At 40.2% G+C, this 16779-nt stretch carries 18 protein-coding genes and 1 tRNA gene; 2 read left to right on the top strand and 17 right to left on the bottom strand.

From position 1 onward, the window contains the following. Positions 1 to 36: 36 nt before the first annotated feature. From rpsG to Q8N22_02800, 4 genes are all read right to left on the bottom strand, one after another. Positions 37 to 510 carry a 30S ribosomal protein S7 gene (gene rpsG / locus Q8N22_02815; GenBank protein MDP3052858.1) on the bottom strand — a complete coding sequence of 158 codons (474 nt, stop codon included), beginning with the start codon at positions 508 to 510 and terminating at the stop codon, positions 37 to 39. After that, entirely contained in the window at positions 503 to 922 is a 420-nt protein-coding gene (rpsL, locus tag Q8N22_02810; GenBank protein MDP3052857.1) for a 30S ribosomal protein S12, read from the bottom strand. Before rpsL ends, rpsG begins: the two co-directional genes overlap by 8 nt. A 229-nt stretch (positions 923 to 1151) precedes the next feature. Next, a complete protein-coding gene (locus Q8N22_02805) occupies positions 1152 to 1778 on the bottom strand; it encodes a site-2 protease family protein (protein MDP3052856.1) in 627 nt (208 codons plus the stop codon). Between the two features lie 262 nt (positions 1779 to 2040). Next, on the bottom strand, positions 2041 to 2802 hold the full coding sequence (locus Q8N22_02800) for a hypothetical protein (protein ID MDP3052855.1): 762 nt from the start codon (positions 2800 to 2802) through the stop codon (positions 2041 to 2043). 24 nt (positions 2803 to 2826) lie between these two features. Between Q8N22_02800 and Q8N22_02795 the strand changes: the two genes are divergently transcribed. Both Q8N22_02795 and Q8N22_02790 read left to right on the top strand, forming a co-directional pair. Further along, positions 2827 to 2900 (top strand) — tRNA-Pro (locus Q8N22_02795). A gap of 213 nt (positions 2901 to 3113) precedes the next feature. Next, positions 3114 to 3896, top strand: coding sequence for a TatD family hydrolase (locus Q8N22_02790; protein ID MDP3052854.1), 783 nt, complete (start codon positions 3114 to 3116; stop codon positions 3894 to 3896). A gap of 233 nt (positions 3897 to 4129) precedes the next feature. On the opposite strand, the gene Q8N22_02785 is transcribed toward Q8N22_02790, so the two are convergent. The 13 genes from Q8N22_02785 to Q8N22_02725 form a co-directional block, all read right to left on the bottom strand. Then, the gene (locus tag Q8N22_02785) at positions 4130 to 4543 is read right to left on the bottom strand and encodes a hypothetical protein (protein ID MDP3052853.1); all 414 of its coding nucleotides are present in this window, start codon (positions 4541 to 4543) and stop codon (positions 4130 to 4132) included. A 147-nt stretch (positions 4544 to 4690) separates the two neighbouring features. Further along, a complete protein-coding gene (locus Q8N22_02780) occupies positions 4691 to 5086 on the bottom strand; it encodes a hypothetical protein (GenBank protein MDP3052852.1) in 396 nt (131 codons plus the stop codon). Positions 5087 to 5169: 83 nt separating this feature from the next. Then, the gene (locus Q8N22_02775; protein MDP3052851.1) at positions 5170 to 6579 is read right to left on the bottom strand and encodes an amino acid--tRNA ligase-related protein; all 1410 of its coding nucleotides are present in this window, start codon (positions 6577 to 6579) and stop codon (positions 5170 to 5172) included. 34 nt (positions 6580 to 6613) lie between these two features. Further along, complete coding sequence (locus Q8N22_02770; GenBank protein ID MDP3052850.1) at positions 6614 to 7468, bottom strand: MBL fold metallo-hydrolase; 855 nt, start codon at positions 7466 to 7468, stop codon at positions 6614 to 6616. Then, on the bottom strand, positions 7458 to 8354 hold the full coding sequence (locus Q8N22_02765; GenBank protein MDP3052849.1) for a hypothetical protein: 897 nt from the start codon (positions 8352 to 8354) through the stop codon (positions 7458 to 7460). The genes Q8N22_02770 and Q8N22_02765 overlap by 11 nt, the downstream gene beginning before the upstream one ends. Next, positions 8338 to 9384 (bottom strand): DNA recombination protein RmuC, encoded by a 1047-nt coding sequence (locus Q8N22_02760; GenBank protein MDP3052848.1) that lies wholly within the window; start codon positions 9382 to 9384, stop codon positions 8338 to 8340. The genes Q8N22_02765 and Q8N22_02760 overlap by 17 nt, the downstream gene beginning before the upstream one ends. 137 nt (positions 9385 to 9521) lie before the next feature. Continuing rightward, entirely contained in the window at positions 9522 to 10655 is a 1134-nt protein-coding gene (locus tag Q8N22_02755; protein MDP3052847.1) for a DnaJ C-terminal domain-containing protein, read from the bottom strand. A 21-nt stretch (positions 10656 to 10676) separates the two neighbouring features. Next, a complete protein-coding gene (locus Q8N22_02750) occupies positions 10677 to 11663 on the bottom strand; it encodes a hypothetical protein (protein ID MDP3052846.1) in 987 nt (328 codons plus the stop codon). Between the two features lie 3 nt (positions 11664 to 11666). Next, positions 11667 to 13469 carry a molecular chaperone DnaK gene (gene dnaK, locus Q8N22_02745; GenBank protein ID MDP3052845.1) on the bottom strand — a complete coding sequence of 601 codons (1803 nt, stop codon included), beginning with the start codon at positions 13467 to 13469 and terminating at the stop codon, positions 11667 to 11669. Positions 13470 to 13477: 8 nt separating this feature from the next. Then, the gene (locus Q8N22_02740) at positions 13478 to 14035 is read right to left on the bottom strand and encodes a nucleotide exchange factor GrpE (protein ID MDP3052844.1); all 558 of its coding nucleotides are present in this window, start codon (positions 14033 to 14035) and stop codon (positions 13478 to 13480) included. 310 nt (positions 14036 to 14345) lie between these two features. Then, positions 14346 to 14972 carry a prepilin-type N-terminal cleavage/methylation domain-containing protein gene (locus Q8N22_02735; protein MDP3052843.1) on the bottom strand — a complete coding sequence of 209 codons (627 nt, stop codon included), beginning with the start codon at positions 14970 to 14972 and terminating at the stop codon, positions 14346 to 14348. A gap of 55 nt (positions 14973 to 15027) precedes the next feature. Then, positions 15028 to 15519 carry a prepilin-type N-terminal cleavage/methylation domain-containing protein gene (locus tag Q8N22_02730; GenBank protein ID MDP3052842.1) on the bottom strand — a complete coding sequence of 164 codons (492 nt, stop codon included), beginning with the start codon at positions 15517 to 15519 and terminating at the stop codon, positions 15028 to 15030. 2 nt (positions 15520 to 15521) lie between these two features. Next, positions 15522 to 16730: a type II secretion system F family protein gene (locus Q8N22_02725; protein MDP3052841.1), complete on the bottom strand. Its 1209-nt coding sequence runs from the start codon at positions 16728 to 16730 to the stop codon at positions 15522 to 15524. Positions 16731 to 16779: the final 49 nt, after the last annotated feature.

Below are 16779 nucleotides of genomic sequence, written 5' to 3'. Positions count from 1 at the left end.
TAATTGCTGTAATTACTGTAATTACAGTAATTACTTTTATCTCGCAAAATGGGCGAACGCTCGGTTAGCTTCCGCTACTCGATGCATGTCCTGTTTCTTTTTAACGGCCGTTCCTTCGTTTTTGGAAGCGGCGATAATTTCTTCCGCCAAGTTTTCAACCATGGTTCTTCCTTTCCGCGCTCGGGCGGCCGCGATAATCCAATGACCAGCCAGGAAGAATTTTCTTTCCGGCCTCACTTCCATCGGCACCTGATAATTAGCGCCTCCGACTCTCCGGGAGGCCACAGCCACCAGCGGACTGACATTTTCCAAGGCCTTTTCAAAAACTTTCATCGGGTCTTCTTTGGTTGTTTTCTCTATTTGTTCAAAGGCCTGATAAACTATTTTCTCCGCTAAAGATTTTTTCCCTTCAAACATCAAATAATTGATAAATCGGCCAACAACTAAACTGTTGAATTTAATATCGGGCTGGCGCAATTTTCTGTTTTTATAAATTTGTTTTTTACGCATTTACTTTAGGTCTTTTAGCTCCGTATTTCGAGCGCTGTTGTTTCCGGTTTTCCACGCCGGTGGTATCCAAAATCCCACGGACAATGTGATATCTCACGCCCGGCAAATCTTTCACCCGGCCGCCGCGAATTAAAACCACCGAATGCTCCTGAAGAAGATGTCCTTCACCGGGAATATAAGCCGTCACTTCCATCCCGTTGCTCAAACGCACCCGGGCCACTTTTCTCAAAGCGGAATTCGGTTTTTTAGGAGTGGTGGTGAAAACTTTCAGGCAAACTCCCCGCTTGAAAGGCGAAACGGAATTAGTTGGGCGATTTTTAAGATAATTGAAATAACGCCCTAAAGCCGGGGTTTTCTTTTTAGCGCTCGTTTTCTTTCTTCCTTTTTTAATTAATTGTCTGATCGTAGGCATATCGCTAAAATTTTAATCTTTCCGCCGAAGACAAATCCGTCTCTGGCAGATAATTTCTAAATAATACTGGAATCAAAAGGATTGTCAACCCCGTTAGAAGCCCTAAAACAGAAAAATTTATTAAATTTTTCTGTTTCTAGATTGAATTAAATTTTTATTTTAAACAGGACTTTGTTGATTGTTGCTTAATTTAGGATTCGTCAGGCTTCTAACGGGGTCAACCCTTTTGTTAAGCACTTCCGATAAAAATCAGGGAAAGCCGATAAGCCAACGGAACAATTAAATACGGAAAAGCAAGAAAAACCCAAATCAGCATCAGGAAAAAATAATTTCCCGTCAAAAAATTTTTAATCCCATAAAATTTATCCGGCAAAAGCGAGAAAAAGATATGATGCCCGTCAAAAGGCGGAAAAGGAGCCAGATTGAAAAAAGCGAATAAAAGATTCAAAAAAACGACGATAAACAAAAAAGTCAAAAGCGAAGAAGATAAAATTCCGAAAAAACCCAGTAATCTTATCAATATAGAAAAAATAACCGCCAGAGAAATATTAGAAAGCGGCCCGGCCAATCCCGTAAGTATAATTCCTTTTTTAACGTTCCGGAAATTATCGGGATTGAAAGGAACCGGTTTGGCATAACAAATCACAAAAGGACTATGAAATAAGATAAGAAACATAGGCAGAAGCACCGTGCCGAACGGGTCAATGTGTTTTAAGGGGTTGAAAGTCAGCCGGCCGGCCAACTTCGGCGTCGGGTCGCCCAATTTATAAGCGGTCAGTCCATGAGAAACTTCATGAATGACCATTGAGGCATATAAAACAATCAGCTGAAAAATTGTGATGGAAATGTCAGACATAAATAATTTAATCCCGAATCTATCAAGGGATTGATTTTATTATAACAACCTTTTAATATAAAGGGTATTATGAAATGTTATTTTTGCGAAAAAATATCCATCATGGGGAGAAGCCGTAAAAAACTTCGCGGCAAATATAATCCCACCGAAAAAACCAGAAAACATCCCAACCTCCAGTGGACTAAATCGGCTTCAGGCAAAAGAGTGAAAGCCTGCACGAAATGCGTTAGAACTCAGGCAAGGGAAAAATAGAATACTTTTTCTAAGATAGCGGTTTGAATATTTTTCTTAAAAAAGTTTTATAATCTTTTGAAAATAAATTTTTGGGATAAATTTCAATAAGGCTCATTTTTCTATCTCTGGCTAAAATTCTTTTCTTTTTGATTAATTGATCATAAACTTTTATTTCTCCGGCAAGGCCAAAATATTCTATCAAAAAATTGCCCGTCTTAAAATCAGCGGTCATTTTTGTGTTTTCATAAGGAAAGTTTCTCTCATGTTTAATGCGGTAGTAGGATAACCAATCATCTACGATTTTTTCCGCAAATGAATCACAAATATGTCCGTCTTTAGCGATGAATTTCTTTGAGAATATAACTTGATTTGGTTCAAATCCGGCTAATTTAATTGCATTATTCCAGCTACCAAAACGTTCTCTAAAAATTCTGAGGGAATTAAACTCGCGCTTGAGAGGAATTCTCCCGTTTTCCGCATAAAATTTTCTTATTTTATCAATCAGATCTTCATTGCGATATTGCAATTGATATTGAAATGGCCTCAATCTCTCTGATATTAATTTTCTTTCTTTGGGCGTAAAGATATGCTTATTACGCCTTCTTTGTATCGCAATTTTCTGTTCGCGCGACAACGCTATCCCCTTCGTCCATAAATCAGCAGAGCCGAGACTAATGCCCAATTCTTTCACAATCTCACGATGAGTTTTTCCCTCCTGCCGTAACGCGACTGTCTTTTCTTTTACCCATAGAGAATATCGCACACCATTCCGATGTTTTGCTTTTCTCATTCTTAAATTATATTATACAAGAAACGGGTTGTGGTGTAATGGTAGCACGAGTCTATGGGGTAGATTTAGCCCGGGTTCGATTCCCGGCAGCCCGACCATTTCAGACATTTTGAAAATTGTTTTGCTTTGCTCGCCGAAGTTCGGCGGGCGGAAACGCGGAGCGAAATCATTCGAGCGATTTCCGCTCGAAAAAGGTTCGAGCTTCGTTCAGTAATTGCGACCAAGTTAAACTTTTTATATAACCTTCGTTTTCACGAAGGTTTTTGTTTTATAACTCGCAAATGCGAAATCCAGTTGCTCTTATAGATAAAATGCGTTATAAATTTATTATGAAATTTTTTGATTCCCACAGCCATCTTAATTTCAAGGCCTTTAATGACGACTATCCGAAAATCATCAAAAAATGCCTTGATGAAAATCTTTGGCTGATTAATGTCGGCTCTAGATATGATACCAGCGAAAAAGCGGTGGCTATCGCCGGAAATTACGAAAAAGGAGTTTGGGCGGCTATCGGGCTCCACCCTACCCATGTCGGAGATGAAAATTTTGATTACCAAAAATATTTAGCTTTAGCAAAAAGTTCTGATAAGGTTGTGGCTGTCGGCGAAACCGGCCTGGATTATTATCGGACAACCGATCCGCAACTAAGAATCAAACAAAAAGAATTATTTTTAAACCATTTAAAATTAGCTCAAGAATTAGATAAACCGCTTATCATCCATTGCCGTGAAGCTTATGATGAACTCATCAAAGAATTGAAAAATACCGAATATCAATTTAAAGGCGTAGTCCATTGTTTTTCGGGCAATAGTCAACAGGCGAAACAATATTTGGATTTAGGTTTGTATCTCGGGTTTACAGGAATAATCACCTATTCTTCCGACTATGACGACATTATCAGAGATATGCCGCTGGAAAAAATATTGATTGAAACCGACTGCCCTTATTTGGCGCCTGTCCCCTACCGTGGCCAAAGAAACGAACCGCTTTATGTCAAGTACACGGCTCAAAAAATAGCCGAAATTTGCGGTCTTTCCTTGGAAAAAGTGGCGGAGCAAACTTATCAAAACGCTATTAGATTATTCGGACTTTAGGTCTTGAAATACCTGTTTCCGACATTCACTTTATGCTATAATGATATTATCCTCGCTAAGTTAAAATCCTGCACAATAAATTTTTAAACGGGAGGACGAATCGTTTTAGCCCTTGGGCTAAAACTGAGTCCACCCACCTGATTTTTTATCAGGATTTTATACAAGGCGAGGTTTTTGTTTGATTCAAAAGAAAAAGAGTTCCGATTAATCGGAACTCTTTTTTGATTTATTATTTATTCTAATCTTAACCTTAGGGTGGCGTAAAGGAATATTTCACCATGCAGTTCTCTTAAAGCTATCCCCACGCCGATAAAACGGTAATTCTTTATACAGGGACGAAAGTTCGGACTAATTGAATTCAGAATATCATAAAGCATTCTCTTCAAGGTTTGTTCAATTGACGACTGATTATAAAAAGCTATTCCGTCCTGCACAAATTCAATTTTTTCAAAAAGTATCGGTCCCGTAAATTCGCCAATAATCTTATAAGGATAACCTTTGAGCATCATCTGCTTGCTGTGGTCAGTCGCGCCTAAAGTCATCTCCTCATCTCTGTCAAATTTTGTCCCGTATATTTCTTCCAGTTCTATGATAAAAAAATTAACCAACCTGCGTATCCAGTCGTAATAAGCGGCAACGGCATCCATAATCCACCTCCCTTTTTAAATTTTTAAAATGCGGTTTTCTTAAATTATTTAGTTTAAGACTCTAATATTAAACTCTAACAAACCCCTCTTGTAAAGAGATTATTTTCTAAATGAAAAGAGCTCTGGCTTATCAGAGCTCTTTTAAAATTAGTATCTTAATCTCAAGGTTGTATAAACCTTTACCCAGCCGTTTCCAATCTGGTTGAGAGCTATCCCGCCGCCTATAACTGGATATTTTTCTAAAGCGCTTCGATGGCCAGCGGGCGAATTCAAAAACTTGTAAGCAATTTCTTCCATTGCTTGCCTGATCGCCCAATCATCATAAAAAACATAATAAGGATCACCCACTAATTCGGCAAACGCTGTATCCCAAAATTCTTTCGGAGCATGATAAGAATAATCCACATTATATTTTCTCATCGCATCGCTGTGCTTAGCCGCCATTTCAGCCATCCTTAAATCGTAAACAAAACCCTTTCTTAACTCTTTCTCAAATATCTTTATTAAAGGCGTGATAAAACCGTTCAGCCAATCATAATACATATCCACCTCCTTTTTTATAAAATTATTTTAAGGTGCGATTCTTATGATGTCTTACTTCAATAATAAATATACCACAATAAAGCCTATTTTTTAGGTATATTATTTTTTTCAATTTTAATTCCCAACTCTCGTAACTGTTCATTTGTTATCTCAGACGGCGCATTCATCATCAAATCTCGGCCGTCGCCGGTTTTAGGAAATGCAATAACTTCGCGAATATTCGGCTCATTTTCCATTATCATAACGATTCTATCTATACCGGGAGCAAATCCGGCGTGTGGAGGAGTACCGTATTTAAATGCCTCAAGCATATGACCAAATCTTTTTTGTTGATCTTCCTCGCCGATACCAAGATAGTCAAACATTTTCTTCTGCACATCGGATTTATGAATTCTTACACTTCCTGAGCTTAATTCGTATTGATTTAAAACAAGATCATATGCTTTTGCTCTAACTGAGAGCAACTCTTTACCTTCCATAAAGTTTTTCAAATCTTCGTCATTTACAGAACAGAATGGATGATGTGTTGCCGACAACTTACCATCTTCTCCTTTCTCAAACATAGGGAAATCAATAACCCAAGTAAATGATAGCTCGTCTTTATCCTCCTTGTTTTTTCTCATATCCGGCTTATCTGATCCAAATTTTTCCGTTGATTCCTTATATGTAATTCTTGGAAATGGAATCTGAGTAATATGTTTTTGGGGATACAATTTCGTGACCATTTCAATAAACATTTTTTCTGTTAATTGAAGGATATCTTCTTGGTCAACAAATGACATTTCATAATCAAGTTGAGTAAATTCCGGTTGTCTGTCGCCTCTCGTGTCTTCGTCTCTAAAACATCTTGCAATTTGAAAATATTTCTCAAAACCAGCAACCATACTCAACTGTTTAAATTGTTGCGGTGATTGCGGTAATACATAAAATTTTCCGTTCTCAAGTCTTGAGGGCACAACATATTCACGAGATCCTTCCGGGGTCCCTTTCATCATAATGGGAGTTTCTATCTCAACAAAACCTTCTTTGTGCATATAATCTCTAAAAAAGGAAATTAATTTATCTCTATTTCGTATATTTTTTTGCATTCTGCTTCGTCGCAGGTCAATATAGCGATAACGAAGACGCGCTTCTTCGTTAATTTCTTTCCCATCTCCGGAAATATCAAAAGGCGGCGTCTCGGCTTTATTGAGCACAGATATTTCAAGAATTTCCAACTCAATATCGCCATTCTGCTTGTCTTTTTGCACAGCTCTTTCTGGCCGTTGGTTTACTTTCCCTCGCACCTCAACAACCCATTCTGTTCTTAATTTTGATCCTACTTCGTGAGCTTTGGAAGCGTTTGGCAAAACAACACCCTGCACCTTACCGGACATATCCCGAAAATCAAAAAAGATAAGCTTGCCCTGGTCCCGACGAACATCAACCCAGCCTTTTATGGTTATTTCCTGGCCAATATAATTTTTGAGATCTTTTATATATATTCTTTCCATATTGTTTTAGTCGCTAGCCACTAGTAAAATTCTATCATTTTTCTTTAAAAACTTGAATTTGAGAAGAATCTTTCGCCACCACAATTTTTACGGTCCCATTATTGTCCGTCCGGTAAATTTGAGCGCCGATTGAAGCCAATCTGTCCAAAACTTCTTTGGTCGGATGGCCGTAAGTATTTTTCCCGACTTCAGTAACCGCAATCTTCGGTGACACGGCTTTTAAAAAATCTGCGATGGATGAATATTTTGAACCATGATGGCCGACTTTCAAAATATCGGCGCTGATGTCAAATTTAGCGGCTAAATATTTTTCCGGCTTGACTCCGATGTCTCCGACAAATAGAGCTTTGAGATTTTGGCTTTTAAGAAGCACCACCAAGCTTGTATCATTTAAATCTTTATTATTGATAAAATTTTTATCCGGGGAAAGAATGTCAAAGTAATTTTCCCGATAGCGAATTCGGTCGCCGGCCGCCAAGCTCACGGCGGGAATTTTGCTATTCTTCAAAACTTCAACCAAGGCCTGCCAAGAATCGGCTGTCCCCTCGCGACCGTTGGAAATGAAAGTCCCGACCCGATAATTTTTCAAAACGTCAATCAAGCCGAGAAAATGGTCAATTTCCGGATGAGAATTAATCACCAAATCAATATATCTGTCGGTCTGAGGCAAAATCGCGGCCAAATCAGTAAGCACTTCATTGTTTGGTCCGCCGTCTATTAGAACCTTGACACCACCGGGCAAAATAACCAATTCGCTGTCGCCCTGACCGACGGATAAAAAATAGATCGTCAGATCATCCGAAGGATTGATGAGAATAATTGTCCGCCAAACCAGAAGATCAAGAGCCAAAAGCAGAACAACAACAAGAATAATGGATTTACTTTTCATCGGACAGCAATTTATGGATTCTCAAGGTGTCGGGATGAAACTCCAGTTCATCATTATTGAAAACCATTCGCGGCTCAAATCCCAAACTGTCTTTCGGGCTTTTTTTAATTCTTTTAATTTGAATTTGTTTCAATATTCGTTCTATAAAATCACCAAACCGGCCGCTTAACATTTTTTCCAAAATAGAAGCAATAAAACTCGGCTCATAAAATCCATGGCGCAAGTCATCGGAATAAACCCCGTTAGAAGTTTTCAACAAAGCTTTTTTCTTTGAAAAATTGGAGCCGCAGGCGAATTCGCTTTCGTTCGTTGAAAAACCCGAAAACTTAGCTGAACTTCTAACGGGGTAAATCCGCTCCCCCATCCAATTATTGGCTTCAAAAAATTCCCTGATTTTTTCTTTTCGGCCGTAAATCGGAACCAAATTCTGATAAAGTTCCCGCCAATAAATATTGTGGGGCGGTTTCAGGCAATAACTCCGCGGAGTGACAAAATGATTAAAACAAATTTTATTACTGGCGGCTTCCCGATGTGAAAGTTTTTGGCGCCCCGCTGAGCGGGGCAGATAGCCACGCTTAGCGTGGCGGCGCCGGCCCAATAAACCGAACATTAAAATACAAAAAAATCTGGCCGTAAAAATTCTGCCGGATTTTGCTCCAACAATAACATCAAAATCCGAATCTTGGTGGACATTCCCCAGCGCCATTGACCCGGCTCCTAAAATAAAATCTATAAAAGGCAAATGCCTGAAAAAATGCGATAGTTTCAGAAACCGCAGCCACTTTTTGTCAAAAAGAACGTCCTGCTGGCGTCTTTTCAAAGAAAAATCACCAGACGGCCTGCCAAGCCGCTCGTAAAATTTCTCAACTTTATTCTCCGTCTTCATTTTCCGGACTTTCTAAATTCAAGGGCTCTACTCCCACTACCTTGCCCGTAATTCTCAAAACGTCTTTATCTATTTTCTTGAATTCCTTTTGTGATTGATTATACATATTAACGGTCGTGCCCAGATGCACTCCTATTTTTTTAGAAAAATCGGCATAACCGATCAAATGCCGTCTTAATTCTTCTACGTTTTTAATAATTGTCTTCGTTTCTTCTTCTATATGCATGGCTTTCAGGCCCTGAAGAACGGTTTGAAGATAAGCTATAAATGACGTTGGCGAAACGATAATCACTTTCTTTTCTCTCGTGGCATACTCTATCAAATCGCGGGTATTAACTTTCAAAGCGCCGATTTTATTAACTAAAAGGTCATAATAAATCGCTTCGCTTGGAATAAACATAAAAGCGAAATCCATCGTATTTTCTTCCGGCTTGATATATTTAGCCGTTTCATCAATGCGTTTTTTGATATCGCTTTTAAAAGCTTCTTCCAGTTTCTGCTTTTGGTTTTCGTCATTAGCTTCTGAAATTCTCTGATAATTTTCCAAACTGAATTTAGAATCAATCGGGATAATTTTATCCTTAATGCGGATTATAAAATCAACTTTCGTGCCGTCTTTAAATTCATACTGGGATTCGTAATTATGAGGAAAAAAATTCTGCAATAACAGTTCCAGGGAGTATTCGCCCAAATTTCCCCGTTGTTTCGGATTCTTTAAAATATCCTGAAGGTCCTCCAACTGCCTTGCGACATCCACCACCTGCTTTTGCCCTTCACCGACTTTAGTAAGTTCCTGGGTGATTTCTTTGATTAACCGGCTACTGCTGTCAAACTGGCTTTGCATACTTTTAGTTGACTCACCAAGTTTATTATCAAGAGTTTTGGTAATTTCACCAATCTGGTTTTGAATCATCAGCAAAGATTGCTCGTCATTTTTCGGCACTGCTAAACGATTTTTCAAAAACCAAAAAATCAGCGCCAAGCCGCCCAATAAAACCAATAAAATAACGATTAAAAAAATGATTTCCATTGCCAAATTTATTAAAATTTATGACCCCTTAGTGAAATAAATTTTATCATAAATTTGAGCACCCCGCCATCGGCGGGGTAAAAGTTTGCTAACTAGCCCATACATAAAGCGTTATGTACTGGGCTGCAGAAAACCCTTTATATCTCCTTGTCTAAATCCTCAATTATTTTTTTGGCTTTTTCGGAAAGATGTTTCGGCAGTTTAAGGTCAAATTCCATATAAAGATTACCCCGGCCCATGCCATGCAAGTGCGGCATCCCTTTGCCGCCAACTTTCAATTTTTCTTTGAAATTAAACCCGGCCGGTAATTCAATATTCAGGTATTCGCCGCTTAAATCATTTATTTTTATTTTTTTGCCCAGCAAGGCCTCGGTGAATTTCAAATCCTGGGACATATACAAATCATCTCCTTCCCGGCGGAAAAGCGGATGGGGTTTTTCTTTAATCCGGACATATAAATCCCCGGTTTCACTGCCCCGCTCGCCCGCCTCGCCCATGCCTTTTATTTTTATAATCTGGCCGTCAGCCACGCCCGGGATAATATCAATATCCACTTCCCTGATGCTGGACTTCTGGCCGGAACCTTTGCATTCCAGGCAAATTTTATTGGGCACTTCGCCCATACCATGGCACTGGGAGCAAACCCGATTCTGGGAAAAATTTCCGAAAAAGGTCTGGCGGTTTTCCTTGATTTCCCCGCGACCGGCGCAAGTTGAGCAAACGCTTTTCCCTTCTTTTTTATCGTAGCCCAAACCTTTACATTTATCGCAAGTGATAAAAGTTTTATATTCCAAATGCCGCCGAACCCCGGAAAAAGATTCTTCCAAACTTATTTCCTGAACTATTTCCATATCCGACCCGCGGCGATAAGTGCGTCTGGGCTGGCGCCCGCTCATTCCTCCGAAAAAAGTCTCAAAAAATTCCCCCAAATCGCCGAGGTCGCCCAAATCTCCTTCAAAATCAAAACCAGGGCCGCCACCTGATGAACCAAACCCCTGTTCAAACCCGGAAGGCCATTCCCCGCCGCCCGCCGACGCTCCTTCAAAAACTTTTCCAAAACGGTCATATTGTTCCCGTTTGCTTTTGTCGGAAAGCACCTGATAGGCCTCGTTGATTTCCTTGAATTTTTCGTTTAATTCTTTGAATTTTTTTTCGTCCTTGCCGGCTTTATGAGGATGATACAAATGAGCCAGCTTATAAAAAGCTTTTTTGATTTCCTCGGCCGAGGAGCTGCGTTCCACTCCTAAAATTTTATAGTAATCCTTGCTCATGCCAAATTTAGAGAAAATTTTTTATATACTGAAAACTTCCTTGCTTCTTGATTCCGATTTAATGCTGACAAACTTGACCGCCAACAGTAATTGATAGATTAAAAACATTAAAATAGAAAGCACCCAATTTATCGGGATGAATAAAAACCTGATGGTAAAAAACAAAGCAACAAAAACTCCGATATATATCCAATTTTTAGCCGTTGGGTCAAGCTGGTCAAATTTTATCACCAAAGAATCATAAACAACCTTGTCAACCGAGTCCTTAAGATTGACCTGATAACCGAGAGCTTTGGTCAAACTAACGCCGAATTCCTGATCAACGGCCGAGGCGATAACCGTTTCTTTGACTGAAGCCGGTAAATTTTTAAAATTTGGGATACTTTGGGATAATTGATTTTCCAGAACGCCGGCCAAAACCTTTTGTAATGGTTCCTGAAATTTAAAATTAGGAACGAAAATACTAATTATTCCTTCATTGGGTTTCAGTATGAAAACCCGGAAACTTTCAAAAGAAATCGGGAAACCGCCCTTGGCAGAAAACAAAAAATAAGCAAAAAGACAAAGCAAAATCGCCGTTGCTAAAGTTATTTTAGACAGAAATATTTTTGATAAGTGAGAAAAATTAATCTTTAAGGTATTATCTGAATCTGTCTTTAATCTGGATATGCCCCAAACCAAAATCAAAAAAATCAAAAACCCGAATCCCAACAAAACCACTGAAAAATAATCGTAAAAAACCGCCAGGCTGACTATCACCGACAAACCGGCCGCCAAACTTGACCATAGTAATTCATTCACAAACAAAGCGGCTAGGAAAGAAATAATAACAAACAAAGCGAGCCCAGCTGAAAACCAAATTAAATTCAGGACGCTAAAACCGGTCATCAGCTGCCGAAAGTAAAAACTCATCAAAAAAGCCGAAACAATCTCCAAAAATAAAAGAGGGATAATTTTAACAGACGATTGATTAAAACCGCCGCTTTCTTTAGAAATTAAATCAGCCATTATTTATTTATTATACAATCCTTTGCCGATGTCTTGAAGAGCTTGAGAAAGTTCGTTGACCGCCGCTTGGATTTCTTCTGTATTATCGCTTTCTTTGGTTGATTTTATTTTTTCTATTTTTGCCGTTAAGGAATCTTTGGCTTCCTGGCCGATTTTTTCGCCGTTTTCTTTCAGCGTTTTTTCCGCCAGATAAATCAATGACTCCGCCTGATTTTTCGCTTCCACTAACTCTTTCTTTTTCTTATCTTCTTCGGCGTGAAGCGCCGCTTCCTGTTTCAACCTCTCCACTTCTTCTTTATTTAATGAAGTGGTCGCCTCAATTCTGATTGACTGGGTTTTGCCGCTGGCTTTATCTTTAGCGGAAACATTCAAAATGCCGTTAGCATCAATGTCAAAAGTGACTTCAATTTGGGGCACGCCCCGAGACGCCGGCGGAATTCCGTCAAGAAAAAATTTGCCCAAAGTTTTATTGTCAGCCGCCATTTCCCGCTCTCCCTGAAGCACATGAACTTCCACCGCCGTCTGGCTGTCAGCCGCCGTGGAAAAAACCTGGGTTTTAGCCGTTGGGATGGTGGTGTTTTTCGGAATCATCGGGGTCGCGATTCCGCCCATAGTTTCAATACTTAGGCCTAAAGGCGAAACATCCAAAAGCAGAATATCTTTTACTTCGCCCTGAAGAATTCCGGCCTGAATAGCCGCTCCGGCCGCTACCACTTCATCCGGATTGACATCTTTATGCGGTTCTTTGCCGAAAAATTTTTTGACCGCTTCCTGAATCGCCGGCATTCTCGTCTGGCCGCCGACCAAAACTATTTGCTCAATGTCCGCGGGTTTGAAGTTCGCTTCTTTTAAAGTTTCATCAACTAATTTTATGGAGCGCTCAATCAAATCGCCGACTAATTCTTCCAGTTTAGCCCGGGTTAATTTCATCAGGAAATGTTTGGGACCGGAAGCATCGGTCGTAATATAAGGAAGATTAATTTCGGTTTCTAAAGCGGTAGAAAGTTCGTGCTTGGCACGTTCAGCCGCTTCTTTTAAGCGCTGTAAAGCCAACGGGTCTTTGGAAATGTCAGCCCCTTCCTGTTTTTTATATTCGGAAACCAAATAATCAATTATTCTTTTATCAAAATCATCGCCGCCCAAATGGGTGTCGCCGCCGGTTCCTTTTACTTCAATGACATCTTCGCTGACTTCCAGAATGGAAATATCAAAAGTGCCGCCGCCGAAATCATAGACAATAATCTGTTCGTTTTTATTTTTATTCAAACCATAAGCCAAAGCCGCGGCTGTCGGCTCGTTAAGAATAAGCCGCACTTTAAATCCGGCGATTTCTCCGGCGTTTTTGGTCGCTTGGCGCTGACTGTCGTCAAAATAAGCCGGCACGGTGATAACCGCTTCATCAATTTTTTCTCCCAGTTTGGCTTCGGCATCCGCTTTGAATTTTTGCAAAATCATCGCCGAAATTTCCTCGGGCTTATACCAACGGTCGCCCATTTTTATTTCCACGCCGCCGTTAGCTCCCTCCTTAATTTCATACGAAAACCAGGTCTTATCATATTGGACGGTTTTGTCGGTGAACCTCCGGCCAATTAAACGTTTCACTGAAAAAATAGTGTTTTTGGGGTTGGTGACTGATTGCCGTTTCGCCAGCAAACCCACCAGCCGTTCCTCGTTTTTGCTCAAAGATACAACGGAAGGCGTCGTCCGGTTGCCCTCGGCGTTTTCAATTATTTTCGGCTCCCCCGCTTCAATAACCGCCATCGCCGAATATGTTGTCCCTAAATCAATGCCTAAAATTTTTGCCATATTTTATTTTATTTAGAAATTCTTACTCTAACCGGCCTGATGACCCGGCCGTTTAATAAATAACCCTTTTCAACTTCTTCAATCACAGTTCCAGACGGCTGATCTGATTCTATTTCTGCCACTGCTTCATGAATATTTATATCAAATTTTTCGCCGGGCGAAGTTTCTATTTCCTCCAAGCCGTAAGATTTAAGAATATCCTTGAGTTGCGAACGAATCAAGTACATCCCTTTTTGCGCCGAACCTTCTTTTTCCGAAGATGCCAATCCCAAATCAAAACTGTCCAAAACCAATAATAATTCTTTAATCAGTCCTTCATTAGCCAGCTTTATCACTATTTCAAACCGCTTAGCCTCATCTTTTTTATAATTGATAAGTTCGGCTTTGGCGCGTTTCCAGCCGTCAAGATATTCATCCTTTTCTTTTTGGCATTTTGATAATTCGTCCTCTGTTTTTTCTTCCTTGCCCGCCGAAGCTGCCTCCTTCGCCGAAGTAGCTTCGGCTATGGAGGCCGAGTCAGCGGAGGCGGGTTTAATTTCTTCTGGTTGAGTTGTTTGTTCTTCCATATCAAAATGAACTATAAATTATAATTTCAAAAAAATCAAAGTCAACTATAAAATTCACCTACTATTGTAATTCCACGATCGTGGAATTACAATAGTAAACTTCCTTTAGGAAAAAACTCTTTCTTAGAGCAAACCAAACTTGTCTGAGAAAATATCCCGCAGTTCCGCTGGGCTTGGCCTCGGAGCGAAGCGGAGAGCCAGCGGAACGAGGGAAAAGAAAATTTTGTCGCTGGAGCAAAATTATTCTGGTCCCGATAAATCGAGGATCCTCGACGAAGTCGGGATTTTCGAGGGCAAGTTTGGTTTGCTCTTAAAATCCCTGAATAATGATTGAGCCGGTACTGGAGGAATAATCAATACCCGTGGAGCTGGCGAATTGATTGCTGAATTCAAGAACTGGCTCCGTCTGACCAACCCCTCCCGACCAATTGGTCTGTTGAGAAATTATATTTCGCCAGCGCGTCAAATAAACAATAAGAGGCACATCCGATGTTTTACCGGCGCTTGGCCACTGGGCATGGCTGGTGATTTTTTGAGTAGAGGGGTCATCAGTGCCGCCACTGGCCACGATAGTATTGGAGGAATCACGGCCGACATCCTCTATGGAAAAAAATTTGGTATAAGTGATATTTCCAACCAGAGTTGTGGTGGTACCGGAAAAAACAGCCAAGACTGTACCGGAAGCCGCCACGTAATATTGGGTGCCGGAACCCTTGCTTAAATTATAAATATTATGCCAGTCGGCTTCGGCCATCGTTTTGGCATCGTCTAATAATTCCTGACTCAGAGAAGAAGCGGCTTGAAAATTTTTACTTTCCAAATTGGAACGCAAAATTGCCACTATCGCCGCAGTCGCCCCGCCTATTAAAATAGCGCCCACAGCCAAACCGACAAGAATTTCTATCAGGGCCTGGCCTTTGTTATTTTTAATGCGCATTCTTCATAAAATTATTTTAACAATAAAAAATCATTAAACAAAATTCTAATCGCCGCTAAAATCTAGACACCTTACCTATGGCGCTGATAGTAATAGTGGAAGACGTATTAGAATCAATTATAAGAGCCAACTTGATAGACGCGGAGGCATTCGGATAACCAGTCACTTTTGAAAAAATAACATCCGTGGAAGTACCAGAAACGGGATTAATAAATTGAACGCCGGAAGGCAAAACCTGGCTGTTAACCAAGGTGCCGGCGGCAAAGCTGGACCCGTGAAAAAGCTGAATCAAACCCTGGGTCGTTGTCGCATTTAAAAAATGAACACCCCATTGGTCTCCGCTTTCCTGACTTATGGAACTAGTTTGGGCCTGCCTGAGAATGGCGACAATTTCATCGGCGGCCGAGGTTAAACTTTGACGGCTGGAATAACTAAAAAGATTAACGCCGCCAATAACCGCGAGGGTCGTCAAAATGGCTATTGTTATTAAAAGCTCAATTAAAGTAAAGCCGCTTTTTTTTGAATCTTGGAATGTTTTATGTTCCATGATTAAAATTTGGTTGTCAACTGATATATAGGAACAATTATAGAAAGGGCAATCGTTCCGACAACGACACCCATACCCATCAAAAGAGCCGGTTCAAGCATGGAAACCATAAACTTGATGGATGTGTCAGTTTCGTTTTCATAAAAATGACTTAGGGTTTTTAAAACATTTTCAATATGACCGGCTTTTTCTGAAATCGCGATTAGATTAACAACCACCCGCGGGAAAATCGCTTCTCTCCGGAAAGAATCACTCACGCTCAAACCTTTAGTTATGCCTTCCCTGGAAATTCTTAAAAGCGCTTCTGCCATTTCTTCGTTGCCAACCGCCTGGGCCGTAAGTTCTATCCCTTGAGTCAGGGGCAAGCCGGCTTCAATTAAAGAAGCCAGGGTCGCGGCAAATCGCTGGAGAGCTATCTTGTTAATAACATCGCGAACTCCGGGAAAATAATTTAAAAGATTAAAAACGTAGCGCCGAAAGGCAACGGAGGTTTTATAAAAATAAAAAGCGGCGATTCCTCCGATAATCAAAAAGAACAATAAAAATAAAGCATATTTTCCGAAAAATCCTCCTACGGCGAAAACAATCCTTGAAAATAGCGGCGGCTTAAACCCGCCTCCCACAAAAACATTGGCAATTTTCGGAAGAGCGAAGGTAACCAAAAAAAATAGGATGAAAAACGAAGTCGCCAGAAGAAAAATCGGATAAATCAAAACCCCCTTGATGCGATTTTTAATATCCTGCTGTTTTTCCAAAGTGACGCTCATATCTTCCAAAACTTTATCCAGATTTCCAGAGGCCTCCCCCGCTTTTATCAAATTGACAAAAACCTTATTAAAAAATCTCGGATATTTAGCGAAAGAAAGATAAAAGGGCTGGCCTTTTTTCAAGTTTGCTCGCACCTCGCTCAAAAACATCTTGACAACCGGCTTGTCAAAATCCGTTATCAGAACCTCAATGGCCTGCAAAAGATCAGTGCCTACCTTCAACATCAACCCCAAATATTTGGTAATGAAAATTTTATCGGTTTCGGTAATCGTGGCGCTCAAAAAACCTCCGCCGCCCGTCTTGACTCCCTTGACAATTTTGACACTGACCGGTTTCAATCCTTTGCCGGCTAAAAATTCCAAAACCTCCGCCACTCCCTGGGCTTCCATTTCGCCTTCAACAATTTTTCCGGAAGGCTCGCTGGCTATGTAGGAAAATCTCATGGTTAATTATTTTTATTTCTTAATTTTATCTATGTTTATCTATTATTAT

This window comes from bacterium (genome assembly GCA_030693325.1).
Lineage (GTDB): Bacteria > Patescibacteriota > Minisyncoccia > UBA6257 > MFKM01 > MFKM01.
The sequence above is the reverse complement of the archived record's forward strand: the minus strand, read 5'-3'. Positions and strand labels throughout refer to the sequence as shown.

Coding starts and splice junctions, on each gene's coding strand:
- Q8N22_02740 (MDP3052844.1), bottom strand. CDS start 14,035: ATGGAAGAACAAACAACTCAACCAGAAGAAATTAAACCCGCCTCCGCT.
- Q8N22_02800 (MDP3052855.1), bottom strand. CDS start 2,802: ATGAGAAAAGCAAAACATCGGAATGGTGTGCGATATTCTCTATGGGTA.
- Q8N22_02725 (MDP3052841.1), bottom strand. CDS start 16,730: ATGAGATTTTCCTACATAGCCAGCGAGCCTTCCGGAAAAATTGTTGAA.
- Q8N22_02750 (MDP3052846.1), bottom strand. CDS start 11,663: ATGGCTGATTTAATTTCTAAAGAAAGCGGCGGTTTTAATCAATCGTCT.
- Q8N22_02730 (MDP3052842.1), bottom strand. CDS start 15,519: ATGGAACATAAAACATTCCAAGATTCAAAAAAAAGCGGCTTTACTTTA.
- Q8N22_02755 (MDP3052847.1), bottom strand. CDS start 10,655: ATGAGCAAGGATTACTATAAAATTTTAGGAGTGGAACGCAGCTCCTCG.
- Q8N22_02735 (MDP3052843.1), bottom strand. CDS start 14,972: ATGCGCATTAAAAATAACAAAGGCCAGGCCCTGATAGAAATTCTTGTC.
- Q8N22_02785 (MDP3052853.1), bottom strand. CDS start 4,543: ATGGATGCCGTTGCCGCTTATTACGACTGGATACGCAGGTTGGTTAAT.
- Q8N22_02775 (MDP3052851.1), bottom strand. CDS start 6,579: ATGGAAAGAATATATATAAAAGATCTCAAAAATTATATTGGCCAGGAA.
- Q8N22_02770 (MDP3052850.1), bottom strand. CDS start 7,468: ATGAAAAGTAAATCCATTATTCTTGTTGTTGTTCTGCTTTTGGCTCTT.
- Q8N22_02765 (MDP3052849.1), bottom strand. CDS start 8,354: ATGAAGACGGAGAATAAAGTTGAGAAATTTTACGAGCGGCTTGGCAGG.
- rpsG (MDP3052858.1), bottom strand. CDS start 510: ATGCGTAAAAAACAAATTTATAAAAACAGAAAATTGCGCCAGCCCGAT.
- Q8N22_02760 (MDP3052848.1), bottom strand. CDS start 9,384: ATGGAAATCATTTTTTTAATCGTTATTTTATTGGTTTTATTGGGCGGC.
- Q8N22_02805 (MDP3052856.1), bottom strand. CDS start 1,778: ATGTCTGACATTTCCATCACAATTTTTCAGCTGATTGTTTTATATGCC.
- rpsL (MDP3052857.1), bottom strand. CDS start 922: ATGCCTACGATCAGACAATTAATTAAAAAAGGAAGAAAGAAAACGAGC.
- Q8N22_02780 (MDP3052852.1), bottom strand. CDS start 5,086: ATGTATTATGATTGGCTGAACGGTTTTATCACGCCTTTAATAAAGATA.
- dnaK (MDP3052845.1), bottom strand. CDS start 13,469: ATGGCAAAAATTTTAGGCATTGATTTAGGGACAACATATTCGGCGATG.
- Q8N22_02790 (MDP3052854.1), top strand. CDS start 3,114: ATGCGTTATAAATTTATTATGAAATTTTTTGATTCCCACAGCCATCTT.